This is a genomic window from Trichocoleus sp. FACHB-46 (assembly GCF_014695385.1).
Taxonomy (GTDB): Bacteria; Cyanobacteriota; Cyanobacteriia; order FACHB-46; family FACHB-46; genus Trichocoleus.
Genome location: NZ_JACJOD010000013.1, coordinates 413,816 through 436,975, shown reverse-complemented (window position 1 = coordinate 436,975; position 23,160 = coordinate 413,816). Strand labels below are relative to the sequence as shown.

The following is a 23,160-nucleotide window of genomic DNA, read 5'->3' as shown; positions in this document are numbered from 1 at the left end:
GCTACCTTTAGGGATCAGGAGTCGATAAAGATGAAAAATGAGAGGATATAACAGGCGATCGCTGTTAATTCAGGTTGTAGAGTTTGATGTGGGGTTTTATTGCAGCTTAGCCTACGATCGCAGTGCTGATATCAATAGAGCCAGCACGATTCGTTGGCTTCCTGCGATAACGTTAGACTGGACAGAACTGCTGGTTCCTACTGGTCCCTGAAACAGCAGAAAACAAATAAAAATTGAGCTTTTTCTGCAAGCCTTAGCGTTGCAAAGGGCTATTCTTCGAGCTCTACAATCAATCCACGACTGAGTTTTTAACCCGCTATGTCTAATCTTGAGTCTCTGTCTGTTTGCTCCGCCCCAACTACTACAGCACCAGTGGCAGACGATCTCAATTGCAAAGACCAGCACCCGGTGAATCTGAGCCATGTGCGGCAACTACATCGAGATATTCTAAGCGTGGATAAAGCCCAACGCATGGCAGAATTTTTTGGGTTATTAGGAGATGCTAACCGCCTGCGAATTGTATCGGCTTTGGCAGTCCAAGAGTTATGTGTGTGCGATCTTGCTGCTGCTGTCAAAATGAGTGAGTCAGCGGTATCGCACCAGTTGCGGGCTTTGCGGACTATGCGCTTGGTGGGTTATCGGAAGCAAGGTCGCAATGTTTTTTATTGCCTCAAAGATAGCCACGTGCTGAACTTATATCGAGAGGTGGCTGATCATTTGGATGAACCGGAAGACTAAATTAAGCTCCACTATCACCGTCTTGTAAAGAGCAGTGAGCTATCTTAGAGGGCCAGACTTACTCTTCGCCGCCTTGGATTTTGAGCAGTAGGAAACCCATGCCCAACCCGACCAAGATCAAGGTAAAGGACAAAACAGCTGCATTGAGAATTTCACCATTCATCGCTTTAATGCTCCTTGTTAAACCCGCAGTCAGTATTTTAGAACAGTTTGACCCCTAATCCTTGCTCTGAGTATCGGTAAGCTCCCAGGTTCTATGAGGATTCAATCTACTCCAATTGCTTTGCCTACAACGGCGTTGCCACAGCGTCCTCGGTTGGCTGTAACGTTAGGTGATCCGGCGGGAATTGGTCCCGAAGTTGTTTTGAAAGCGTTGGCTGAACCTAGCCTGACCTCAACCTGCGAGATCACGGTGGTAGGCAGCCAAAGATTACTACGCCAAGCTTATCTGCAATTGAAGCGGCAACAGAGTTTGGGCGATCGCGAAGCTGAAGCCCTGGCAGATCCAGATCAACTTTTGATCTTAGATTTGCCTCTGGATGAAGCAACTGAGTCCCAAATTACGGTAGGGACTGGCAATGCTGCTAGTGGAGCTGCAAGTTTTGCTTATTTAGAAACGGCGATCGCCCGTACTTTGGCAGGAGAGTTTGATGGTATCGTCACGGCTCCCATTGCCAAGTCAGCCTGGAAAGCAGCAGGGCATGAGTATCCTGGGCAGACAGAATTGCTGGCAGAGCGCTCTGGAACTCAACGCTTCGGTATGTTGTTCGTAGCTCGATCGCCTCATAGTAATTGGACGTTGCGAACGCTGCTTGCAACTACTCACATTCCGCTGCGTCAAGTGCCTGATGTTCTAACGCCAGAGTTGATGACGGCTAAGTTAGAGCTATTAGCAGCCTGCTTACAACAGGATTTTGGTCTCAGTACCCCTCGAATTGCGATCGCCGGTCTCAATCCTCATAGCGGTGAGCAAGGCCAGTTAGGTCGAGAAGAGCAGGAGTGGCTGATTCCGTGGTTGGCGCAAGCCCGTCGTCAGTGGCCGCAGTTACAACTCGAAGGTCCAGTCCCTCCGGATACGCTTTGGGTGAAGCCTGGACAAGCTTGGTATGGTGCCGCTGGTGCAGATTCCTCGGCTCATGATGCTTACTTAGCGCTGTATCACGACCAAGGCTTAATTCCTGTCAAGTTGCTAGCTTTTGACCGAGCTATTAACACATCTATTGGTTTGCCTTTTGTCCGCACGTCTCCCGATCACGGTACTGCTTTTGATATTGCGGGTCGAGGAGTTGCCAACGCCAACAGTATGAAAGCTGCGGTGCAATTGGCAGCGGAATTAGCGAGGCGCAGAATGAAGTCTTTTCCATCAACCTAAATAAACGCACCTGATGTGGGTATTGCTAATGAAGCCCAGACAATGATGGCAGTGCTAGCCCGATCCAGTGCAGCGATCGCCCTGCCATTTGTTAAGACAGATTGAGTGCGATGTAGATATGTTAAGTTGGCGCTAAGTTTTTGGAACTTGAGGTCATCCTAGACCCATAAGACTCATAAATCTGAAGCTGCAAACTCGCTCCAATCAAACTAAATCTGTCTCAAGACAGTGTAATTGCGAAAATAAACATGCAGAAAACATCAACCTTTAATGACTTTTGCAATGTTTATTAATATAATCGAGTAAAAACTAGCGTGAAAATAAAAAACATTCAGTATAGCTGATTACAAAGTTATCTGAGCTACAAATTTTCTAACTACGTTATTTTGTTTGGATCCTTTGTAGTTTTCCAGTTGCGCTCAAAAGGGTAAATATGATTCAGTCCATTCAATACTCTATTAACTTGATTCAAGATGAAGCGTTGCACCTGGTGCAGCAAGGCGTTGTAAGTCGTCAGCAGCCGATTTATGCCCTGTGCAAATACATTCCAGCCCGTGAATGGGCCTTGGTGGAATGCGAACTAGAGCGCAGCAATTTCTTGCTCAGAGACCGCATTGGAGATCTGATTAGCTGCGAAAGTTGGGAAAACGACTAAATAATCCCTAAATATCAAGTCTAGACGTCTGATCCGAAGACGCCTCACTCGCTATATTTCTCCTGTGAGATGAGCCAGTTAATTTGAAAAGGCGATCGCTACAACCCTACTATTCGGTTGGGTTTTGACTCCTAAGTTTCTCCAATTCAGTTCGAATTGCGGCAATTTGGGCAGTTAATTCTTGCAACTCAAGCTGCACATCTGGAGGGGCAGCCGGGGTAGCTGTAGCAGTGTTTGTCTGAGCTTGAGTCGTAGCATCGTAAGGCGGCTGAGCTTGTTGACGCTGGCGCTGCTCTAAAATCGTATCAACAAAGTTGCGGGCTTCTTGCTCGGTCATAGCGCCCTTAGCATCCCATTCCTCTGCCAACTGACTGAGGTCAGTTCTTAGCTGCGTCAAGTTTTGCTCCCGCTTTTGGGGATCTTGCAGCACTTCAATCAAGGAAGCAGTTGCCCCGAGGGTGACCCGTAATCCTTTTTGCAGTAAGTATGTCAGGTTATTAGAATCCATTGGTAGGAATTAAGTGCTAATGGTGATTGGTTGCCTCGATTTTACTGTAAGTCACGATTAGGCAACCTGCTCTAGGTACTGATTTACGTCTTCGACTAAACGCGTTAGTTCTGTTTCAGTCGTTAACCGAATGCGATCGTCGCGTAACGTGACTAGTACTTTGGCGGCAAAGGGAGTAGGCCAAATGTTGGGATTACAAAAGATTTCTAAAAACACATCCCCGGTGTAACGATACTCGACTGATTTCTGTGGATTAGGTCTGCCACCTGGAGTAGTAGTTGCTGCAACAGTTTTCAAGCTTTCTAACAGTCCTGTTAAAGTAGCTTTTAGCTCTTGGGCCGCCTGAGCCGTAAAACTAAAAGCAACAGAGCCTTCGCCCAAATTGAGAGTGAGTAGAGTCGCAGCCATAATCGGTCTATTTTGAGAGTCTGAGTGTTTATCGTACCGGGGAAACGGTCTGCACAATACTAGTGATCTGAACAGATATCTCATTTAGACTGAAGGCCAGAGAACTCTGATCCGGGTTCAGGAGAGTTCGATCATGGTCGTTGACAACCGTTCACAAGTTCGCAAGGTATTGCTCATTACCTTGGTGCTCAATCTATTTGTGATGCTCTTAAAGGCAGTGGTGGGATGGTCCACAGGTTCGCTGAGCTTGCTGGCTGATGCTTTGCATAGCGTCACAGACAGCGTCAACAATGTTTTGGGATTAGTAGCTAGTCGTTTTTCCTCTCCCGAACCCGATCGCGATCATCCCTATGGTCATCAGAAATTTGAAGCTGTGGGTGCTTTAGGAATTGCAGCTTTTTTGGGGATCGCTTGCTTCGAGATTTTACAAGGAACGGCCGAACGATTACTCCAAGGTAGTCAACCCGTCACAATCTCAGCCTCCGAGTTGTGGCTCTTGCTGGCGGTATTAGGGATCAATATTTTTGTCACTTTTTATGAGCGGGCAGTCGGGCAACGAGTCAACAGCCCCATTCTGATTGCTGATGCCCAACACACCATGAGCGATGTTTGGGTAACGATTAGTGTACTGGCTGGTTTGGTCGGGATTTGGGCTTGGAATCTGCAATGGCTAGACTTGGTGTTGTCGTTTCCAGTAGCGGTTCTAGTATTTAGTAGTGGTTGGTCAGTGTTGCGGTCTAACTTGCCTTGGCTAGTGGATGAAATGGCGATCGCTCCAGAAGCCATTCACGCGATCGCAGCTCAAGTTCCTGGCGTGATCAACTGTCACAGTATTGCTTCAAGAGGAGTCTTAGGTCGGCAAGTCTTCATCGAAATGCATTTGATTGTGGATGCTGCGGATGTTGAAACCGCCCACCAAATTACCGAAGCCCTAGAAGCACGACTCGAAGAACGATATGGTCCAGCGCGAATTAATATTCACGTGGAGCCTCCTGCCTACATGTCTAACCAAATTAGTTACGAAAATGATTTGTCTTAGTTACCGACTTAGTGCTTAAAAACAAAAATCTGCATCTCATGAGGAAAGGCAAGAGTTAGATTTCCCATGGAAGCTTTTAATTAATTTTTAATAAACAGTTAATAAAGACTATAGTTTTCCACAGATCAAGGGGTTTTTCCACAGATTTAGCCCTGTTTTCCACAAAAAATTTATAAGAGTTATGGTGCCGCTATTTATTTCTTTAATAGCAGCACCCTATTTATTAGCAGTGATTAGCGAGATGGATCGGCGAAGTAGAACCTAGCTGATAAGAAGACTTAGCTATCTCGGGTCATCTCGGCATCGCAATAAATGAACCAGTAGAAGCTAGAGCGCACCTATTCCCACTCGATTGTGCCGGGGGGCTTAGAGGTAATGTCATAAACTACCCGATTGACACCAGGTACCTCGTTCACAATCCGATTGGAAATGGTTTCTAGCAGATCGTAGGGAACGCGAGACCAGTCTGCGGTCATGCCATCTTCGCTGGAAACCAATCGCAGGACAATGGGGTAGGCGTAGGTTCTTTGGTCACCCATGACACCGACACTGCGAACTGGCAGCAATACAGCAAAGGCTTGCCAGAAATCGTGGTAAATGCCGCGCCGATTAATTTCTTGACGCACAATTAAATCTGCGTCACGGAGAATTTCTAAGCGCTCTTCGGTGATTTCTCCTAGGATGCGGATGGCGAGACCAGGCCCAGGAAAGGGATGCCGTTGCACAATTTCTTCAGGTAAACCAACGGAGCGGCCCAACTTCCGCACTTCGTCCTTAAACAATTTGCGGAGGGGTTCAACCAGCTTGAAGCACAAGTCTTTAGGTAAGCCACCGACGTTGTGATGACTCTTGATTTTGACTGCTACCCGTTCGCCTGTCTTTGGATCAACATTAGTATCCGCAGACTCAATCACATCCGGGTAGAGAGTACCCTGAGCTAAGTAGTCGAAAGGCCCTAGCCGTCTGGATTCTTCTTCAAATACGCGGATGAACTCATGACCAATCCGCTTGCGCTTTTCTTCAGGATCGGTAATTCCATCCACTGCGGCTAAGAAGCGCTCGCGGGCATTGACGTAGGCAACATTGATGTGGAATTGCTCCTCAAACAGCTTCACCAATCGTTCTGGCTCATACTTGCGCATGAAACCTTGATCGATAAACATACAAGTGAGCTGATCGCCGATGGCTCGGTGCATCAAGAAAGCTAACGTCGAAGAGTCAACGCCACCAGAGAGAGCCAGCAACACTCGCTTATCACCAACCTTGGCCCGAATTTCTCGAATCGATTGTTCGACGAAAGCAGCGGTGGTCCAAGTCGGTTCTGCTTGGCAGATGTGATAAACAAAGTTGCGAATCAACGGCATGCCGCCGAGGGAATGCACCACCTCTGGGTGGAATTGCACGCCATACAACTTCCTCTCGTGGTGAGCGATCGCCGCACAGGAAGTATTATCTGTGTGCGCCAGCAATTCAAAGCCATCTGGTAACTTCGTCACCGAGTCGCCATGACTCATCCACATCGTGGTGCCATCGTCCACATTGGTGAGCAAGTCAGTGGGATCATCAATCACGAGAGCTGCTTTGCCATATTCCCCGCGATCGGCCCGCTCCACTTCGCCACCGAGCTGTTGCACCATCAACTGCATGCCATAGCAGACTCCCAGAACTGGAATGCCCAACTGCCAAATCTCTGGATCACACTGAGGAGCGCCCTGGTCATAGACCGAGCTGGGACCGCCAGAGAGAATAATGCCTTTGGGGTTGAGCTGCCGTAGCTGTTCCGCCGTGGTGCGATAAGAGATGACCTCAGAGTAAACCTGAGTTTCGCGAATCCGACGAGCAATCAGCTCTGAGTACTGAGAGCCGAAGTCTAAAATGACAATAATTTGTCGATCCAGCTGTTTTAAATCTTCAGCTTGAATCACTGGTTCAGTCTGTAGAGTCACGGACGTATCCTGATGCAGTTGGGGTAGATGTAGAGATAAACCCTTGCTATGGCGTGCCTAAAGCACAAAAGCAATGCCAAAAACGAATCCTAAAAATTTCTTTACTTTTAAATCAAGTGTACGCGCATTTAAGCTAGATTAACAGACTTGGGACAATAATTTCTGCGCGATTTCGCTTCGCACTAAAATGTGGCGATCGCGATCGAACAAAATTGAGCCAACTTGAACAGTGCGCTCGCTATGGGTGTAGATGTAGGCTTGGCAGCGCTGATCAATTTGTTGGGCGATCGCCCCATAAACTTGTGGCACCCAATTAGTGCCAGAGCTGGTGTCGAGCGATCGCAAGTAGTTTAAAGCAGCTTCAGCTGTAGAACTGGCAAAGACGGTGGGTAGGGTTTCGCTCGGTAGTCCTAGGTTCGCACAGTGAGCAGTCAAGATTTCCAAGCGCCCGTCAGCGACATGGTGATGAGTGTGAAAGATGCCGCCAGCCAACTTAATTAATTTGCCGTGATAGCCAAATAACAGAACCGCTTGTACTCCTGCTAAGCCTGCTTCGACCAACATAGGACCGAGCCAGTTCGCAGTTTTAACCAAACGATTCGGGTTGATACCTATCTGAGTGGCTAAGTCTAGCCCGTTCTCTCCCACGCAGAAGACCAAGCCATCGAAATAAGATTGCTTGGTGTGTAGCGCTTCGCTAAATGCTTTGAGTTGTCCAGGGGCACTCAAAGGCTGAGAAATACCTGTAGTGCCAAGGAGAGATAATCCTTCTACGACTCCAAAGGCTGCGTTAGAAGTACGCTCTGCTAAAGCTCGTCCCCCTGGCAGAATAATGGTGACTCGAATTTTTTCGCCTAGAGTTAACTGCCGCTCCAAGTTAGTGTGCAAAAGCCGCTGAGCATAGGCATAGATCGCTGCCTGATTCTCTTGGTTTTCAGCCTTAATCTGTCGTCCCACACCTTCCCCACCTTGAATCACTACTACCTCTGGCTGGTCTACAGCGCCCCACTCGACTAAAGCCCAAATAGGGGTATCGCGAGTCAGGTCTAAGTTATCGCCAGGGTCGCTGTGGGCGATCGCTAGAGCCGAGTTGGACGTGAGTCCAGCCACCTGGGCAATGGGAATTGTCACCGTTTCAGCAGGCTCGACTAAATCTAGGTCAACGGAAGAGATGCTTTGGGGGCCTTGGCGGAGCCATCGTAAGGCAGCGATCGCGGCAGCGGCAGCAAAGACAGGCAGCGTGTATCCAGCTCGTAATTCGGTCAAGTAAAAAATCCTCGGGCCAACTCCGTGAATATACTTTTGTGACAAAAATCACGAAAAGTAAGTGATTGATCACAGTTTCTTTATAAGAATTTTAGGTTCAGATTGGATATGGAGGAGTCTGTCCTCTGGCAGTTGGGGTTTCAACGTCCAGCCTCAATGCCGCCTCTCTTGTGACGTTTCCTGGAGACCCCAATGAAAACCGTCATAAACTCGACTACGAATACTCTTAACTCCGATGCGATCGGCGTAGAAGAGGAGGCTACGACTCCTACTGTTGTGCTGCAACCGCAGGGTTGTTTAAACACGGCTAGTAGTCCAGGATTTCAACAGGAGCTAGAGCAGGCACTGGCAGGGGCAGCGAGTGCAGTGATTGTAGATTTGTTGCATGTAGAGGCAGTAGAGCCAGCAGGAGTGAGCGTCCTGTTAGCAGGAATTAAGCTGGCGACGAGCTTGAACAAATCTCTATCTATCTGGTCCATGAGCCGGGTGACGCGGGTGGCCTTGGAAACGGAGTGGGGTCGTCAGCGTGCCGCGACTTTAGGAACTTGGAGCGACTTGTGCAAGCAGGAATTTGAGCTGTTTTTGCGTACCAACAGTTGGGCTCGGAAGCAATCAGTGGCAGCTCAAGCAGTAGCGGCTCAAGCGGCGGCTAAAATCCCGGTAAACATCCCTGTTCCACGACGCATGAGTTATGTAGCTGGCAGTACTGACCTAGAAATGCGAACGCAGCAGACTGCTTAGGACCGCGTACAGCCTAAAACCTTTGGGCAAGCGGCTGAGAGGTTTAGGAATTATTCCAATACTTTGAGCAAGATATCTTTCGCCTGGATGGTGTTTAGGGGCGATCGCCCAAAATACTGTCAAAAGAATTGAGCAGCCTTAACCACAGGCTGATGGTATTGCGCTTACAAACTTAGTAAAAATATTTAACAAATCAAGATTTCTAGCTTCAGCATGCTGAGACAAGCAGTGGATTTGACAACTGTTGAGGTGGCAGCGGTTCCTGTATCTGGGATTTTAGATCCGGTTGCCGATCCGGAATCTATAACGATCTCTCGCAAACCTTCTAAGCAAGCAATTCGGACTAGCCTCAGAGCCTCTACCCTAGATGGTGTTTTTGCGACCATCTTCTCGAATGTGGCAGGTGGGGTTTTACTCAGCAACTTCTTGGTGGAGCTGGATGCCAGTCCTGTAGAGCTAGGGATGTTGGCCTCAATTCCACTGCTAGCCAATCTGCTGCAACCTTTGGGAGCTTACTTAGCCAACCGCACTACCAGCCGCCACCGCTACGGTTTGTGGATTTATGCTCCGGCTAGATTGCTCTGGTTGATTCTGGTCCTTGGCATTGGAGTCGCCAGTCTTCAGCCAACTCCTCCCCATCTTTTAGTGCAATGGGCTTTGGCGATCGTTGTGCTGACTCATTTCTTAGGAGCTTTGGGGGGAGCCTCTTGGTTCAGTTGGGTGGCAGCGCTAGTACCTCGACAACTACGGGGACGCTATTTTGGTATTCGCAATAGTGCCATTAGCTTGACTAACCTGCTTAGTGTCCCTTTGGTGGGGCTGGCGGTGACGGCTTGGCCAGGAGGTAGCATCCAAGGGTATGGGGTGTTGCTATTCTTGGGCGTGATTGTTGGCTTGGTGAGCATTGGGTTTCAGTACTGGATGGTGGATGTCAATCCTCAAGCGCAGCAACAAGAACATGCTGACTCATTGGCCCAGGAATCTGCTGATTTGGATGCAGTTGCAGCAGCTGAGCCTTCTAAGAGTAAAAGCTTTTGGCAAGACAGAAACTTCTTGATGTTCTTGCTCTACTTTGCCTTGTGGGGTTTCTCAGTCAACTTAAGCGCTCCTTTTTTTAACATTTATCTGTTGGATACCCTGTCCTTAGATGTCAATTGGGTGACTACTTATACGAGCCTGGGAGCGGGAGCTAATTTACTCATGCTGGTGCTGTGGGGCAGATTAGCCGATCGCATTGGGAATCGACCGATCCTTGTATTAGTGGGCATTTTAGTTGCGGTTACTCCCTTGCTGTGGCTGGGGACAGGGACTGATTTAACATCCCTACTCGTTTGGTTTCCGCTACTGCATATTCTGGCGGGAGGTACTTGGGCCGCGATCGATCTGTGCATCAATAACATTCAGCTAGGAGTTGCACCCGTCCAGCATCAGGCTACCTATTTCGCGATCGCCGGGGCTGTAGCAGGAGTCAGCGGAGCTTTAGGAACGACCGCAGGAGGATTTCTGATCGAGTTCACCAACTCTGGTGGCATCTTGGGGCTGTTTGCCCTCTCTAGCGTCATTCGCTTAGCGGCAATTTTGCCCTTGCTATTTGTCCGGGAGCAACGTCCACGTTCAGTTCGCCAGGCGGTGCAAGCTCTCGCACAGAGTTTGAGTAACGCCTTGAGAATACCGAAGCGATCGCCCCTACTCCTCAAACCACAAGCTGTAGCAGTAGAAGCCACCACCTTCCCAGATCAGGCACAATAAAGACATCCATTACCTATTCCTGACTCAATAGAATAGGTTGTCTGGGGATACCAGTTGTAGATGAATCAGGTAGATTACCTTCGCATCAGCTTGATCGATCGCTGCAATTTCCGGTGCCTATACTGCATGCCGGAGGGGACAGACTTAGAGTACGCACTTCAGCAAAACTTGCTAACTCATGCTGAGTTGCTCACTTTAATCAACGAAGTGTTTGTTCCAGTTGGGTTTACTCGGTTTCGCTTGACTGGAGGCGAACCCTTGATTCGTCCAGGGGTGGTGGATATTGTTAGGGCGATCGCGGCTTTGCCAGAAACTCAAGATCTATCCATGACCACCAATGGTTTTTTGTTGGCAGACCTAGCGCAGGAGCTTTACGATGCGGGTTTGCGACGAATCAATATTAGTTTGGATTCTCTAGAGCCAGAAACCTTCGACAAGATTATTGGTCATCGGGGGCGATCGCGTTGGCAGCAAGTTTGGGACGGTATTCAAGCGGCTCATCGAGTTGGGTTTAACCCGCTGAAGCTGAATGTCGTGGTGATCCCGGGCGTAAATGACCAAGAAGTTTTAGACTTGGCGGCTCTGAGCCTCGATCGCGAGTGGCACATCCGGTTTATTGAATTTATGCCGATTGGCAATGCTTCGTTGTTTGGCGATCGCGGTTGGATTGCTTCAGAGGAATTAAGACAGCAGATTCGCGATCGCTGGGGTCTGACGGAAGGGGAAGTGCGAGGAAACGGCCCCGCTGATGTCTTTCGTATTCCTGGAGCCCAAGGAACCCTAGGCTTTATTAGTCAAATGTCCGAGTGTTTTTGCGATCGCTGCAATCGCATGCGGCTCTCTGCCGATGGTTGGCTACGCCCCTGTCTGCTGAACGAAGATGAGCAAATTGACTTAAAAACTGCTTTGCGCTCTGGGGTATCTACCACTCAGTTACGTGCTCAAGTCAGAAAACTTCTGCAACTCAAGCCCGAAATTAACTTCAAGCAACGCGACTCTGGAACTCAGTCGGGTGCTTATAGTCGCACGATGTCTCAAATTGGCGGCTAATCCAAAATAATCCAAAAACTAAGGCTTAAAAAAATCAAAAGCTCCCAAATGACGGTTCGGGAGCTACTGATCAAATATTTCAATGCCGCGGTAACACAAGAATGCTGAAAAGAGTTCTGAACGATTAAGCTTGGCGAGAGTAGTACTCAACCACAAGCAGTTCGTTGACTTGGAGTGCGATCCATTCCCGCTCAATCACACCATTTACCTTGCCAGTGAGTTTGCCTTTGTCGAACTCTAAGTGGCTAGGCAGGTGAGCGAGGCCAGGATACTGTAGATTTTGTTCAATCAACTGACGAGAGCGATCGCGGTCTCTAACACCAATGACTTCGCCGGGACGGCACTGATAGCTAGCGATATCTACGGGACGACCATTCACAGTAATGTGACCGTGGTTGACCAACTGACGTGCAGCAGGAATCGTAGGAGCCATACCGAGACGGAAAACGGTATTGTCCAAGCGCATTTCTAGCAACTGCAACAGGGTTTGTCCGGTAGAACCCGCAGCCCGACGAGCTTTCCGCACATAGCGGAGTAGCTGTCTCTCGGTGATACCGTAGTTGAAGCGCAGCTTTTGCTTCTCTTCTAGACGGACACCGTATTCAGATTTCTTCTTGCGTTCTTGACCGTGCTGTCCAGGTGGATATGCCTTTCTGGGAGACTTCCGAGTCAAGCCAGGTAGGTCACCCAAACGACGCACAACTCTGAGGCGAGCGCCTCTATATCGCGACATGTAGCTTCCTCAACTAAAATTTACCCAAAGATCCCAGTATAGACCCTGTTTTAAGAACAAGAAAGAGGCTATGTCAAATTAGTCTGAAGCTACCTGTTATGCCGTCGTTCGGGACGGTCAGGGAGAAATACAGACAAAGCAAGCGGCTTAAAATGGAAGTTATGAAGCGCTTAATCATTGGGTCAATTCGGGGTTATCAGATTTTAGTTTCGCCACTGTTGCTGCCTGCTTGCCGCTTTCACCCGACTTGCTCTCAGTATGCATTGGAAGCGGTAGAGCGGTTTGGCCCTTGGCGAGGTGGTGGATTAGCACTGCGCCGAATTGCTCGCTGTCACCCTTTCCATCCGGGTGGCTATGATCCAGTCCCTCCCGTAACGCCTGCTACTGATGCTGATGATGAACCCAGTCTCTGAGCCGATCGTCAAAGATTTGGTGCTAGTGGGTGGAGGTCATAGCCATGCGATCGCCTTACGCATGTTGGGTATGCAACCTCTTTCTGGGGTGCGGATTACGCTTCTGACAGAAGCCTCAGACACTCCCTATTCCGGGATGCTGCCTGGACATATTGCGGGCTTTTATAGCCACGATGAATGCCATATCGACCTGCGACCCCTCGCTCAATTTGCTCAAGCGCAACTGTATCTCGATCGCGTGGTGGGCTTGGACTTACCAAACAAGCGAGTGATTTGTGCCCATCGCCCGCCTGTGGCTTTCGATGTCGTTTCTATTGATATTGGTAGTACCCCGACGATTCCAGACATTGCTAGGGCTCTGGAGTCGAGTATTCCAGTCAAGCCAATTCGTCGCTTTCTAGACCATTGGGATCAGCTGATTGAGCAGGTGGTAGAAAATCCTGAGAAACCAATCTGCATCGGAATTATCGGAGGTGGCGCGGGTGGCGTGGAACTGTCGCTTGCAGTCCAGCGACATCTGCACAAAGTTCTGAGGCGATCGCAACAACCCCCAGAAAATCTATCCCTGCATTTATTTCAGCGCGGAACCGTTTTGATGCCAGGGTATAGCCGTTGGGTGAGCGATCGCTTCTACAAAATCCTGGCTCAGCGCGGCATTCATCTCCACCTTGGAGAAACAGTCACTGAAGTCCAGGCACATCAAGTTAGGTGTGAATCGGGTTTGACGGTTGCTTGTGACTATACTTTTTGGGTCACGCAGGCTGCGGCACCAAACTGGGTAAAAGCATCTGGCTTAGCTACCGATGCTCAAGGCTTTATTGGAGTGGATGAAAATCTGCGATCGCTCTCTCATCCCTTCGTGTTTGCCGCCGGTGACATCGCCACAGTGAAAAATCATCCCCGACCTAAAGCTGGGGTGTTTGCAGTGCGTCAAGGCAAGCCCTTGTTTGAGAATTTGCGCCGAACCTTATCAGGCCAGCCGCTCAAGCCCTATATTCCCCAGAAGCGTTATCTCAGCTTAATCGGCACCAGTGAAGACTCTGACTCCAATCAACACAATGCAGCGATCGCCTCGTGGGGATCGTTGGGGTACGAGGCTCCTTGGTTGTGGCAACTCAAAGACGCGATCGATCGGCGGTTTATGGAGCGCTTCAGTCAACTGCCAGAGATGATGCAGCAGCCCGCCTCAACTCTTACTGCACAGTTACAGCCAGAATCTAATAGTAAAATTCAAAATCTCATGCGGTGTGGTGGCTGTGGAGCCAAGGTTGGTAGCAGCGTTTTAGAGCGAGTCCTCCAGCGCATTCAGCAAGAATATCCCCAGCCTAGCGATCGCGCCGATATTCTCATTGGGTTAGATGCCCCAGATGATGCAGCCGTCTTGCAGATACCTGCTGATCGAGTTTTGGTACAAACCATCGATTACTTTCGCTCTTTAATCAACGACCCGTTTGTGTTTGGTCAAATTAGCGCCAATCATTGCCTCAGCGATATTTTTGCGATGGGGGCTGTGCCGCAAAGTGCTTTGGCGCTCGCGACGGTTCCCTATGCCCTCGAAGCCAAGGTCGAGGAAACGCTCTACCAGTTGCTGTCTGGAGCACTCAAAGCTTTGCATCAGGCAGGCGCAGCGCTGATTGGGGGACACACGACAGAAGGAGCAGAATTGGCGTTTGGCTTGTCTTGCAATGGTTTAGCTGAGCGCGATCGCCTTTTGAGAAAAACGGGAACGCAGCCCGGACAAGTTCTGATTTTGACCAAAGCGTTAGGAACGGGAGCCTTGTTTGCGGCAGATATGCAGCGCCGAGCCAAAGGTCGTTGGATTGATGCGGCGGTAGAGTCAATGTTGCAGTCGAATCAAGCGGCGGCTGAATGCTTGATGCAACATCAAGCCAGCGCTTGCACAGATATTACGGGGTTTGGGCTGTTAGGACACTTGGCTGAGATGACCCAAGCTTCTCAAGTCGCGGTGGAAGTGAAGCTGGAAGCGATTCCGCTGTTGGCAGGGGCCAGAACGGTTGTAGAACAAGGTATTGTCAGTTCTCTGCAACCCCAAAACTTACGGGCTGCCTTGAAGGTGCAAAATTGGTCTAAAGTTAGCGATCGCCCAGAATCCGCTTTACTCTTTGATCCCCAAACTTCTGGTGGTCTGCTTGCTGCTGTTCCCGCAGAGCGAGCCAGTGATTGTATTAGCGCTCTTCAGTTATTGGGTTATTGGCAAAGTCGGGCGATCGGCGGCGTTCTCCCCTCCACTTCATCCCCTGAGCCGATTACGATCGAACTGTAGGGTTGCTTGCTGTTTGGTTTGATTCATGCGCCAAGTCGTTGATGTTGCTGAGTTTTTGCATTGCCCTGGCCTGATTCTGGATGTTCGCAGCCCAGGAGAATTTTTTCAGGGGCACATTCCGGGTGCGCAGAGTTTCCCATTGTTTAGTAATGACGAACGGGCCGAGGTGGGTACGTGCTACAAACGGCAGGGACAAGAAACAGCGATTGAATTAGGTCTGGCGATCGTCGGTCCCAAACTCGCTGGTTTTGTGACTCAAGCCAAAGCCCTAGCCCCTGATCGTCGGGTGCGATTGCACTGCTGGCGAGGCGGGATGCGGAGCAACAGCATGACTTGGCTCCTGGAAACGGCAGGTTTTCAGGTCACTCTGCTGCGCGGTGGCTACAAAAACTTTCGTCATTGGGTGCGCTCCACCTTGGCTACTCCAAAAACTTTGGCAATTTTGGGAGGGATGACAGGCACTGGCAAAACAGAAATCTTAGCGGCCCTGGCAGAACAGGGAGAGCAAGTTCTGGACTTAGAAGACTTAGCGAACCATCGAGGCAGTAGCTACGGCAGTTTGGGGTTACCCGCTCAACCCACGACCGAGCAATTTGAGAATCACATTGCTTTGGTTTGGAGCCAATTTAATCACCAACGGCCTGTGTGGATTGAGGCGGAAAGTCGGCGGATTGGGCTGTGTCGGATTCCAGACGAAATCTTTCAGCAAATGCTCCAGGCCCCTGTGTTGCAAATTCTGCGATCGCGCCCTAAACGAATTGAGATTTTGCGCCAGGTCTATGGTTCGGTCAAACCAGAACAACTCATAGAAGCCACGGAACGTTTACGAAAAAAGCTAGGTGGCTTGCGGACTCAACAAGCCGTCGAAGCGATTCATCAAGGTGACTTGACTACTGCAATTGATTTAGTTTTGGACTATTACGACAAAACCTATACCCATGATTTGCAACGGCGAGGTGTCCCGATTCATTCGATAGACATTGCCGATGCTTCCCCAGCCACTAGCGCCACGCTGTTAATGGAAAAAACTCAGGATTGGTTGATCACTTCTCAAACAACGCCTATCGCTACTACTGCCACTTAATGACCTCAGACGTTACCATTCACAATCTACCTCTAAAGTTGCGCTTCCTCTTATTGATTTAGCTATAGTGATTTGGCTATATAGGGTGTTATGGAAAAGCCTTCTAATCTGTTGGTTAAATTTAGCCAGCGCTTATTCAAAGATGAAGTTTATCAAGAGAAATTTATCAATGCTTTGGTAAATCCTCAGCCCTTCAATCCAGCTATTTTGTGGTGTCAAGCACAGCCTGAGATATCACCATTTAAATTAGCGCCACCGACGCTTTGGCAACCAAATTTTATTGAACGACTGGTCTTAGATGAAAAGCCAGGCAAGCATCCTCTCCACGATGCCGGGAACTTCTATTGCCTAGATTTTTCTTCAATTTTTGCTGCTTCCACTTTATTGACCATCGAGCAACCTGTTGATCTGATTTTGGATATGTGTGCCTCACCGGGAGGTAAGAGTGTCTTTGCTTGGACCACACTACAACCTCGGTTGCTGATTAGTAATGAGGTGATTGGGAAGCGCAAGGGAGCTTTGATTTCTAATCTAAAACGCTGCCATATTAGCCCTGCGATCGCCCTTAGTTTAGATTCGCAAGTGCTGGCTGAGCTAATTCCTAATACTGCTCAACTAGTCTTGGTAGATGCTCCTTGTACAGGTCAGTCTTTATTGGCAAAAGGCAGTAAAGCCCCAGGTTGCTTCCATCCAATTTTGATTAATAAAAATGCCAATCGACAAAAACGAATTCTGGCAAACTCAGCAAAGTTGGTCGCGCCTCAAGGCTATTTAGCTTATATGACTTGTGCTTATTCACCCGAGGAAAATGAGCAGGTGAGTGAGTGGTTTTTAGCTAAATTTCCTCAGTTTCAAGCTTTGGTCGTCCCCCATTTGGTTGCGGCACAGTCCCACTTAACAGACATTCCCTGCTATCGCATGTGGCCCCATTCAGGTTTAGGGGCAGGAGCCTTTACAATTCTGTTCAAGAACATGGAAGAGGGCACAAGGAGTGAGCTTCCTACCGAATTTTTAGAGCGCCCTGACTTTATTTATCTTTAGCCACTCGCTGAGGCAATCCCAAAGGACTGCCCCATAGTTTTGCCCTCAGCTTGCCAACCAGTAATTAACTAACTATGGCTGCTAACTGAACTAGCCAATCGCTGGTATCTACCAGTAGAACGGGGCCGAGTTGGAGTAGTTGCTGTAGGCCATTTAAGTTAATAGGGGTTGCAGAATCTTTGAGATGGAACTGAAGTTTATCTCCGCTCTGCCCCTGAGCCTGTCGCTGTAGTAAATCGACACAGACAGGCAAAATGTGACTTTGCAAAAATGAGAAATAAAGCTCTTGAGCCCGGTCAATTGAGAGGGCCAGTTTCAGTTGCTTCCCAGTTGTTAGCAAGCGTTGTAGTTGCTTCATCTCATCTGCGATCGCTTCTGGAGTGAAGTTGTGCAGCATACTCCAGAGCGATCGCAAGATTAAGCGCTCCAGAATTTCTTTGCCTGCGGTCAGGTTCAAGTGGCAGTGCAAATGGTTCGCTTCAGTCGCGATCGCTTCTAGCTCAGCGATGTGGCCGAGGCAAGGGGGTGGTGCAGTCGTAGGATCGCTCATTTCCTGCTCTAGAGCTTGCAAGGCGGCGATCGCTCGGTTCGTCAAGGCAATCTCTGCGGCAACTTGCAATTCTTGCGGTACCTGCAATTTGTCTCGATGGAAGGCCATCAATACGCCGTAGTTATCTCGGTAAACCTGCGTGTAGAGCTGATCCAGACGGAGCAGAGTTTCTTGGGTCAGCAACTGCATAATCCGGTGGCGTTCTTCCTCAAACAGGTTCTGTAAGTTGTAGGACTGATCCCCAAAAATGCGATTCATCGCCAAAATAGTCTGGGCAGCGCTGGCCTGCTTTAAAGCGCCGAACAAACTGTCTTTGAGTCGACTGTAGTCCCGCCGTCCCGAAAAGTTTTGAATGCAGCAGTGGAAGTCCCATCCGCCTAGATGCAGCACCGCAAAGGTCAGGTGAGTGCTTTCCCATGTGATTTCAGAAACGAGCTGTACCTGCCCAACGGCCAAAGTCAGCGATCCCATGCGCTGCAATTGGTAGTCGAGTTGATGAGCGGTGTAGCAGTAAACTCGGTGCTCTGAGGGGTAAGTGGTGAATAAAGAACTAATGGCATAGTGGGCTGCCACCTGCTCTAGCGTAATTTGCGCAGTTGTCACCAAATGGCGGTACACCCCAGATCCATGCCGGAAATATTCAATATTGCTAGGCGCTGTGCCTAAGCGCTTGATAAATCCCTTCTCTAACTGCACGCCTGCCACGTCACCTGCCAACTCTAGTGCCCGTGCCGCATAGCGAAGAATTTGCACTCCTTCCGGTCGGGACAACTCTTCAAAAAACCAGCCGCAACTGGTATACATCAGAAGAGCATGACGCTGCATTTCTAACAGGCGCAGGGCATCCACTTGGTCGGCAGCGCTTAGCTTGCGGGTGCGATGGCGGATCATGAAGCGCTCAATATTGCTGGCACTGCGATCGCGCATCACCTGAATGTATTCATCTCTGGCAAGCCAGGGGTCACGGAAAAACTTTTTGCCGCTGTCCTCGTAGACCTTGATTAACTGCTCCCGCAGCCAATCCAAAGCATCTCGCAAAGGTCGCCGCCATTTCTGGTGCCAAACCCCGCCTTCACCACCACAGCCACAGTCGTCTTGCCAGCGATCGACCCCGTGGGCACAGCTCCAAGCAGTCACAGGCTTGAGTTCTACTTCCCAAGTCGGGGGATTAATACTGAGGTAGTGAGCAAAGTTAGTGACAGTCCAACCACGATTTGCGAATTCTTTCAGGAAGGCATAGGCCAGGGTTTTCTCTGTGCCGCCTTTGTGGTGGCCGAAGGTTTCGCCATCGGTCGCAACCGAAAGGACTTGAGCAGGCCGTTGATCCCCGCGTACGGCTTGACCAATCCGCCCCACAAAATGATTGGAGTTGTAGAGGACATCACTAAAGCCCATATCCCGTGAGATGGGACCGTCGTAAAAGAAGATGTCGATGTAATCGTAATTGGGATTGCCCCCCGGTAAGAAGCAGCGATAGGGACGGGTGGGATCAATCTGACCGCCTCCCACTTCATGCCATTGTGGGTGCGGTTGATGTTCACGCGGGAAGGGGCGGCAACGTTCTGCTTGGGAAGGAGCCAACACAATGAAGCGAATCCCTTCGGCAATCAAAGCCTCAACAGTTGGGTAATCTACTGCTGCTTCTGCCAGCCACATGCCTTCGGGATCACGACCGAAGTGAGAACGAAAATCTGCTTTGCCCCACCGAATTTGGGTGTATTTGTCTCGCTCATTCGCCAAGGGCATGATGATGTGGTTATAGACCTGAGCAATCGCATTGCCGTGACCATTCAGGCGATCGCAACTTTTGCGGTCTGCTTCCACAATCCGTTGATACACCTCCACGTCATGACGCTCTATCCAGTTCATCAACGTGGGGCCAATGTTAAAACTCAAATACTCGTAGTTGTTAATGATCCCAGTTACTTCACCTTGGTCATTTAGCACTCTGGCAAAGGCATTGGGACGGTAGCATTCATGATGAATCCGCTCATTCCAGTCGTGAAACGGCCCTGCACTAGGTTGCCGCTCGATCGCATCTAGGTAAGGATTTTCTCTGGGCGGCTGGTAAAAATGACCATGGACTGTCACGTAGACTCCCAATGCCGTTTGCAGGGGATCATTTCCAGGAGACACCTGAGTAGTGATGGAGCCAGAATGGGTGGCTTCACCCTTACGAGATGGTGAGAACTCAGCTAAATCTATCAGCCCAGATTCCTCATGCTCTGAGGTGAAAGCATCGGAGTGTGAAGTCATCTTAGGTCTATCCAAATAAAGAAGGGAGCGAGACAGAAATAACTTACCTAGCCACCACGGAACCACGGTGTTATGGCAGGAGTTAGCAATAGCAACAAGCCTTGTGAGATGTGATCTTGTGAGATGTGAAAGGAATAATTAATGGGCGTCAGCTTGGCTTGACCAGTGGTTTCTGGAGAAGGTAACGCACAGAGAACGACAGGTAAGCTGCGATCGCACCAAGGCTGTTTGAAGATTCAGGTAGCACTCTATCTAAGAGTAAACGACTAAACAATCTGACTAAAAGCACAATCTAAGCGTCCTGAAACTGAGCCTTGAGAATTAGGCTTTTCGGGGATCAAAGACCAGACGGCGATGCAAGGCGCGAAAGCTAGCAAAACATTGCTGGGTAACATAGCCCGATTGAACCGTAAAGGCCAGATAAATTTAACAGTCAGTTAAGGATTCACAACAAGAATTGCGCGTAAAACACCAAAAGCAAGGTTTTGTTACTTAATTTGGGCTTGGAATAGTGGCTTTTGGGAAGATAGTGAGCCGAAATTAGCACCCGGTGCGGTGTTGGGTATTCTAGAGTCGGGATTCGTTCACCTAACTGCAAATCTATAGCGTTCAACCTTAATGACAATTAAAGACATAGTTTTTACTGGATTACTGATCTTTGTGCCCATTTCGATCGCCGCTCATTTGTTGGACTGGGGATCGCTAGTGGTTTTTATCACCGCTGGGTTAGCAATTCTACCCCTAGCCGCTTGGATGGGCACCGCTACCGAAGAAATTGCGGTTGTGGCTGGGCCTTCTTTGGGTGGGTTGCTCAATGCTACCTTTGGCAATGCTACCGAACTGATTATTGCTTTAGTCGCCTTGCGAGCAGGATTGATTGATGTTGTCAAAGCCAGCATTACGGGGTCGATCATTGGCAACTTACTCCTCGTGATGGGCCTCTCGATGCTGCTGGGTGGGTTGCGTTACAAAGAGCAGGAATTTCAACCTATTGTGGCGCGGGTAAACGCGTCTTCGATGAACCTGGCCGTGATTGCTCTGCTGCTACCCACCGCAGTGAATGTCACCTCAACCGGGATCAGCCCCATCACTATTCAGAAGCTATCGATCGCTGTAGCTCTAGTTTTAATCGTGGTTTATGGCCTGACTCTCTTGTTCTCCATGCGGACCCACACCTATCTCTACGATGTAGGACTGGCAGAACTGGCCCCCGAAGAACTTGCCGAGGCAAACTTGGCCCCGGATGGCTCTGAGCATAAAGTCAATTTACCCTTGTGGATCGGAGTCTTGTTAGGTGCCACGCTTCTCGTTGCTGTGGAATCAGAGTTGCTAGTGGACACTCTAGAAGTCGCTACAACTCGCCTGGGGTTGACTTCCCTCTTTACAGGAGTGATTTTATTACCCATTGTCGGTAATGCCGCAGAACATGCAACGGCTGTGACCGTGGCCATGAAAAACAAAATGGATCTTTCGGTATCAGTGGCGGTCGGTTCTAGCTTGCAAATTGCTTTATTTGTGGCTCCGGTGTTGGTTTTAGCAGGATGGCTGATGGACCAGCCGATGGACCTAAACTTCAATCCTTTTGAGCTAGTTGCCGTTGCCGTTGCTGTTCTAATTGCCAACTCGATTAGTTCGGATGGTCGCTCTAATTGGCTAGAAGGGACTTTGCTCCTAGCTGCTTACTTAGTCCTAGGATTTGCTTTTTACTTTCACCCTGTAGTCGAGGGTCTGATCTAGCGAAATTACAAGACGAGCTATAGCTTCTCAATCTATTTCTGGAGGTAAAGACGCAACTTAATGTCTTTGCCTCCTAATTTTTAAGAGCAATGTCTCACAAGGACAAAGTCATGAGTCTGACACTGAGTTGCTTAGTACTTTATTAAGTCAGTAGTAAAAAATTTAGGTAGCAGATTTTACTAATTTGTTGGGAAACATACATATAGTTTGCCAGGTGTGTTTCTGATAAGAACCTGGCTGAACCTTTGAAAAAGCTCTGAAGCGTGTAAATCTTAGCTGAGCGCTCAAATGCGATCGCTGAGTAAAACCGGATACTCATTGTTCAGGCACCCAATCTACTTCTGACTAGTGAGTGGCTCAGGGCATTTCTTTGAAAGTCTGTCTTCCTCACCCTTGACTCATTGGAGTAACGAGCCTGAATGACTGGTAAGCAAATTTCTCAAAAGAGTGGTCTGGTAGATTTAACGGCTTGGACTGCTTCAAAACTAAAGTCAGGAATGACCCAAGCCGTTCTGGATGCCCTAAAAGGCAATGGCTCAGTGGTTGGGAACCAAGTAGGTTCAGCTTGGCAACAGGCTCAGCTCCAGTCCACCTTCTCGGTCTATCCAGCCTTGGTGTCATCCGTTGCTTTTAGTGCAGATGGACAGACCTTAATTTGTGGTCATTCTGCCTGGGGTGGGCAACCTGGTCACACCATTAAAGTGTGGCACCGACAAACCCGAAAACTTCTTAATAGCTTTCCGAGTCATATTGGTTCTGTCAGTTCCATCGCTGTTAGCTCTATAGCTATAAACGCTAAGCTAGCCAGTATTGGCACCGCTCCAGATGACCAGCTAGAAACTGCCCAAGAAGTCCATCCCTACTTAGTGAGTAGTAGTGCTGATGAGGACGCCATTAAAGTTTGGGATCTACGAACCAGGACTCTATTACATACCCTAAGAGACCATACGGCTGGAGTTAAGACTGTCGCGATCGCTCCCGATGGCCAAATAGCAGCTAGCGGCAGCTATGACAATAGCGTTAAACTCTGGGATCTCTCTACAGGCACGTGGCAGCAAACTTTCTTGGGGCATACGGATACAGTCAGTGGCGTCGCGTTCGATCCCCAAGGCCAAGTTTTGGCGAGTTGTAGCTATGACCAAACTATCAAGCTTTGGGATCTTAAGACAGGCGAACTCTCAAGTACGTTAGTCGGTCATTCCCATCGAGTTACTTCTCTTGCCTTCAGCCCGGACGGTTCTATCTTGGCCAGTGCTAGTGAGGATAAAACAATCAGGCTGTGGAACTGGGCCAGTGGTGAACTGCAAATAATTCTGAATGGACACGCAGGTGATGTTCTATCTGTTGCCTTTAGCCCTGATGGACAAACCGTAGCTAGTGGTAGTGCCGATGAAACGGTGAAGCTTTGGTGTCCTCTAACTGGCAGATTACTTCGAACCTTCGGTAAGTCTTGGAGCCGTCTACTGCCTGGTCATGCCAAATGGGTGAGTACAGTTAGCTTTAGCCTGGATGGTTGTTCTTTAGCCAGCGGTTGTACCGACGGCAGTATCAAAATCTGGAGCTGTACTAAATAAGCGGCAAAACAAAGCG

Annotated in this window: 21 protein-coding genes; 14 read left to right on the top strand and 7 right to left on the bottom strand. The window is 49.1% G+C overall.

What is annotated here, in order from left to right:
- Positions 1 to 37: 37 nt before the first annotated feature.
- Positions 38 to 211: a hypothetical protein gene (locus H6F72_RS09645; RefSeq protein WP_190434039.1), complete on the top strand. Its 174-nt coding sequence runs from the start codon at positions 38 to 40 to the stop codon at positions 209 to 211.
- Between the two features lie 107 nt (positions 212 to 318).
- The gene (locus tag H6F72_RS09640; RefSeq protein ID WP_190434037.1) at positions 319 to 738 is read left to right on the top strand and encodes a helix-turn-helix transcriptional regulator; all 420 of its coding nucleotides are present in this window, start codon (positions 319 to 321) and stop codon (positions 736 to 738) included.
- Positions 739 to 796: 58 nt separating this feature from the next.
- Here the strand turns inward: H6F72_RS09640 and H6F72_RS09635 are convergent, their stop codons facing one another.
- Positions 797 to 901, bottom strand: coding sequence for a PetM family cytochrome b6-f complex subunit 7 (locus tag H6F72_RS09635; protein WP_190434035.1), 105 nt, complete (start codon positions 899 to 901; stop codon positions 797 to 799).
- A 93-nt stretch (positions 902 to 994) separates the two neighbouring features.
- On the opposite strand from H6F72_RS09635, the gene pdxA reads away from it, so the two are divergent.
- Together pdxA and H6F72_RS09625 are read left to right on the top strand one after the other, a co-directional pair.
- On the top strand, positions 995 to 2,110 hold the full coding sequence (pdxA, locus tag H6F72_RS09630; RefSeq protein WP_190434033.1) for a 4-hydroxythreonine-4-phosphate dehydrogenase PdxA: 1,116 nt from the start codon (positions 995 to 997) through the stop codon (positions 2,108 to 2,110).
- Between the two features lie 433 nt (positions 2,111 to 2,543).
- On the top strand, positions 2,544 to 2,765 hold the full coding sequence (locus tag H6F72_RS09625; RefSeq protein WP_190434031.1) for a DUF4327 family protein: 222 nt from the start codon (positions 2,544 to 2,546) through the stop codon (positions 2,763 to 2,765).
- Positions 2,766 to 2,874: 109 nt separating this feature from the next.
- Here H6F72_RS09625 and H6F72_RS09620 read toward each other — a convergent pair whose 3' ends face one another.
- The gene (locus tag H6F72_RS09620; RefSeq protein WP_190434029.1) at positions 2,875 to 3,273 is read right to left on the bottom strand and encodes a hypothetical protein; all 399 of its coding nucleotides are present in this window, start codon (positions 3,271 to 3,273) and stop codon (positions 2,875 to 2,877) included.
- Between the two features lie 57 nt (positions 3,274 to 3,330).
- Positions 3,331 to 3,681, bottom strand: coding sequence for a hypothetical protein (locus H6F72_RS09615; protein WP_190434027.1), 351 nt, complete (start codon positions 3,679 to 3,681; stop codon positions 3,331 to 3,333).
- A 133-nt stretch (positions 3,682 to 3,814) separates the two neighbouring features.
- Here H6F72_RS09615 and H6F72_RS09610 point away from each other — a divergent pair, with 133 nt between their 5' ends.
- Complete coding sequence (locus H6F72_RS09610; protein WP_190434025.1) at positions 3,815 to 4,720, top strand: cation diffusion facilitator family transporter; 906 nt, start codon at positions 3,815 to 3,817, stop codon at positions 4,718 to 4,720.
- A gap of 338 nt (positions 4,721 to 5,058) precedes the next feature.
- Here the strand turns inward: H6F72_RS09610 and guaA are convergent, their stop codons facing one another.
- Both guaA and cbiD read right to left on the bottom strand, forming a co-directional pair.
- Positions 5,059 to 6,618 (bottom strand): glutamine-hydrolyzing GMP synthase, encoded by a 1,560-nt coding sequence (gene guaA / locus H6F72_RS09605; protein ID WP_206755427.1) that lies wholly within the window; start codon positions 6,616 to 6,618, stop codon positions 5,059 to 5,061.
- 186 nt (positions 6,619 to 6,804) lie between these two features.
- On the bottom strand, positions 6,805 to 7,932 hold the full coding sequence (cbiD, locus tag H6F72_RS09600; protein WP_190434021.1) for a cobalt-precorrin-5B (C(1))-methyltransferase CbiD: 1,128 nt from the start codon (positions 7,930 to 7,932) through the stop codon (positions 6,805 to 6,807).
- A 192-nt stretch (positions 7,933 to 8,124) separates the two neighbouring features.
- On the opposite strand from cbiD, the gene H6F72_RS09595 reads away from it, so the two are divergent.
- From H6F72_RS09595 to moaA, 3 genes are all read left to right on the top strand, one after another.
- Positions 8,125 to 8,673: an STAS domain-containing protein gene (locus tag H6F72_RS09595; RefSeq protein ID WP_190434018.1), complete on the top strand. Its 549-nt coding sequence runs from the start codon at positions 8,125 to 8,127 to the stop codon at positions 8,671 to 8,673.
- Positions 8,674 to 8,886: 213 nt separating this feature from the next.
- On the top strand, positions 8,887 to 10,422 hold the full coding sequence (locus H6F72_RS09590) for an MFS transporter (RefSeq protein WP_190434016.1): 1,536 nt from the start codon (positions 8,887 to 8,889) through the stop codon (positions 10,420 to 10,422).
- Between the two features lie 60 nt (positions 10,423 to 10,482).
- Positions 10,483 to 11,472, top strand: a complete 990-nt coding sequence (moaA, locus tag H6F72_RS09585) for a GTP 3',8-cyclase MoaA (protein ID WP_190434014.1) — start codon at positions 10,483 to 10,485, stop codon at positions 11,470 to 11,472.
- Between the two features lie 124 nt (positions 11,473 to 11,596).
- Here the strand turns inward: moaA and rpsD are convergent, their stop codons facing one another.
- Complete coding sequence (gene rpsD, locus H6F72_RS09580; RefSeq protein ID WP_190434012.1) at positions 11,597 to 12,205, bottom strand: 30S ribosomal protein S4; 609 nt, start codon at positions 12,203 to 12,205, stop codon at positions 11,597 to 11,599.
- A gap of 152 nt (positions 12,206 to 12,357) precedes the next feature.
- Between rpsD and yidD the strand changes: the two genes are divergently transcribed.
- The 4 genes from yidD to H6F72_RS09560 all read left to right on the top strand — a co-directional run bounded on the left by yidD (position 12,358) and on the right by H6F72_RS09560 (position 17,027).
- The gene (gene yidD, locus H6F72_RS09575) at positions 12,358 to 12,618 is read left to right on the top strand and encodes a membrane protein insertion efficiency factor YidD (RefSeq protein ID WP_242016848.1); all 261 of its coding nucleotides are present in this window, start codon (positions 12,358 to 12,360) and stop codon (positions 12,616 to 12,618) included.
- Positions 12,599 to 14,902, top strand: a complete 2,304-nt coding sequence (selD, locus tag H6F72_RS09570; RefSeq protein WP_242016847.1) for a selenide, water dikinase SelD — start codon at positions 12,599 to 12,601, stop codon at positions 14,900 to 14,902. The genes yidD and selD overlap by 20 nt, the downstream gene beginning before the upstream one ends.
- Positions 14,903 to 14,927: 25 nt before the next feature.
- Entirely contained in the window at positions 14,928 to 15,986 is a 1,059-nt protein-coding gene (gene mnmH / locus H6F72_RS09565; protein ID WP_190434008.1) for a tRNA 2-selenouridine(34) synthase MnmH, read from the top strand.
- A gap of 90 nt (positions 15,987 to 16,076) precedes the next feature.
- Positions 16,077 to 17,027: an RsmB/NOP family class I SAM-dependent RNA methyltransferase gene (locus tag H6F72_RS09560; RefSeq protein WP_190434006.1), complete on the top strand. Its 951-nt coding sequence runs from the start codon at positions 16,077 to 16,079 to the stop codon at positions 17,025 to 17,027.
- A gap of 64 nt (positions 17,028 to 17,091) precedes the next feature.
- On the opposite strand, the gene H6F72_RS09555 is transcribed toward H6F72_RS09560, so the two are convergent.
- Positions 17,092 to 19,833 carry a DUF3536 domain-containing protein gene (locus tag H6F72_RS09555; protein WP_190434005.1) on the bottom strand — a complete coding sequence of 914 codons (2,742 nt, stop codon included), beginning with the start codon at positions 19,831 to 19,833 and terminating at the stop codon, positions 17,092 to 17,094.
- A 618-nt stretch (positions 19,834 to 20,451) separates the two neighbouring features.
- Here H6F72_RS09555 and cax point away from each other — a divergent pair.
- Positions 20,452 to 21,570, top strand: coding sequence for a calcium/proton exchanger (cax, locus tag H6F72_RS09550; RefSeq protein WP_190434003.1), 1,119 nt, complete (start codon positions 20,452 to 20,454; stop codon positions 21,568 to 21,570).
- 419 nt (positions 21,571 to 21,989) lie between these two features.
- A complete protein-coding gene (locus H6F72_RS09545) occupies positions 21,990 to 23,144 on the top strand; it encodes a WD40 repeat domain-containing protein (RefSeq protein WP_190434000.1) in 1,155 nt (384 codons plus the stop codon).
- Positions 23,145 to 23,160 lie beyond the last annotated feature (16 nt).

Coding starts and splice junctions, on each gene's coding strand:
- cax (WP_190434003.1), top strand. CDS start 20,452: ATGACAATTAAAGACATAGTTTTTACTGGATTACTGATCTTTGTGCCC.
- pdxA (WP_190434033.1), top strand. CDS start 995: ATGAGGATTCAATCTACTCCAATTGCTTTGCCTACAACGGCGTTGCCA.
- mnmH (WP_190434008.1), top strand. CDS start 14,928: ATGCGCCAAGTCGTTGATGTTGCTGAGTTTTTGCATTGCCCTGGCCTG.
- H6F72_RS09545 (WP_190434000.1), top strand. CDS start 21,990: ATGACTGGTAAGCAAATTTCTCAAAAGAGTGGTCTGGTAGATTTAACG.
- rpsD (WP_190434012.1), bottom strand. CDS start 12,205: ATGTCGCGATATAGAGGCGCTCGCCTCAGAGTTGTGCGTCGTTTGGGT.
- yidD (WP_242016848.1), top strand. CDS start 12,358: ATGGAAGTTATGAAGCGCTTAATCATTGGGTCAATTCGGGGTTATCAG.
- moaA (WP_190434014.1), top strand. CDS start 10,483: ATGAATCAGGTAGATTACCTTCGCATCAGCTTGATCGATCGCTGCAAT.
- H6F72_RS09645 (WP_190434039.1), top strand. CDS start 38: ATGAGAGGATATAACAGGCGATCGCTGTTAATTCAGGTTGTAGAGTTT.
- H6F72_RS09610 (WP_190434025.1), top strand. CDS start 3,815: ATGGTCGTTGACAACCGTTCACAAGTTCGCAAGGTATTGCTCATTACC.
- H6F72_RS09615 (WP_190434027.1), bottom strand. CDS start 3,681: ATGGCTGCGACTCTACTCACTCTCAATTTGGGCGAAGGCTCTGTTGCT.
- H6F72_RS09635 (WP_190434035.1), bottom strand. CDS start 901: ATGAATGGTGAAATTCTCAATGCAGCTGTTTTGTCCTTTACCTTGATC.
- H6F72_RS09620 (WP_190434029.1), bottom strand. CDS start 3,273: ATGGATTCTAATAACCTGACATACTTACTGCAAAAAGGATTACGGGTC.
- selD (WP_242016847.1), top strand. CDS start 12,599: ATGATGAACCCAGTCTCTGAGCCGATCGTCAAAGATTTGGTGCTAGTG.
- H6F72_RS09595 (WP_190434018.1), top strand. CDS start 8,125: ATGAAAACCGTCATAAACTCGACTACGAATACTCTTAACTCCGATGCG.
- H6F72_RS09625 (WP_190434031.1), top strand. CDS start 2,544: ATGATTCAGTCCATTCAATACTCTATTAACTTGATTCAAGATGAAGCG.
- H6F72_RS09560 (WP_190434006.1), top strand. CDS start 16,077: ATGGAAAAGCCTTCTAATCTGTTGGTTAAATTTAGCCAGCGCTTATTC.
- H6F72_RS09640 (WP_190434037.1), top strand. CDS start 319: ATGTCTAATCTTGAGTCTCTGTCTGTTTGCTCCGCCCCAACTACTACA.
- H6F72_RS09590 (WP_190434016.1), top strand. CDS start 8,887: ATGCTGAGACAAGCAGTGGATTTGACAACTGTTGAGGTGGCAGCGGTT.
- H6F72_RS09555 (WP_190434005.1), bottom strand. CDS start 19,833: ATGACTTCACACTCCGATGCTTTCACCTCAGAGCATGAGGAATCTGGG.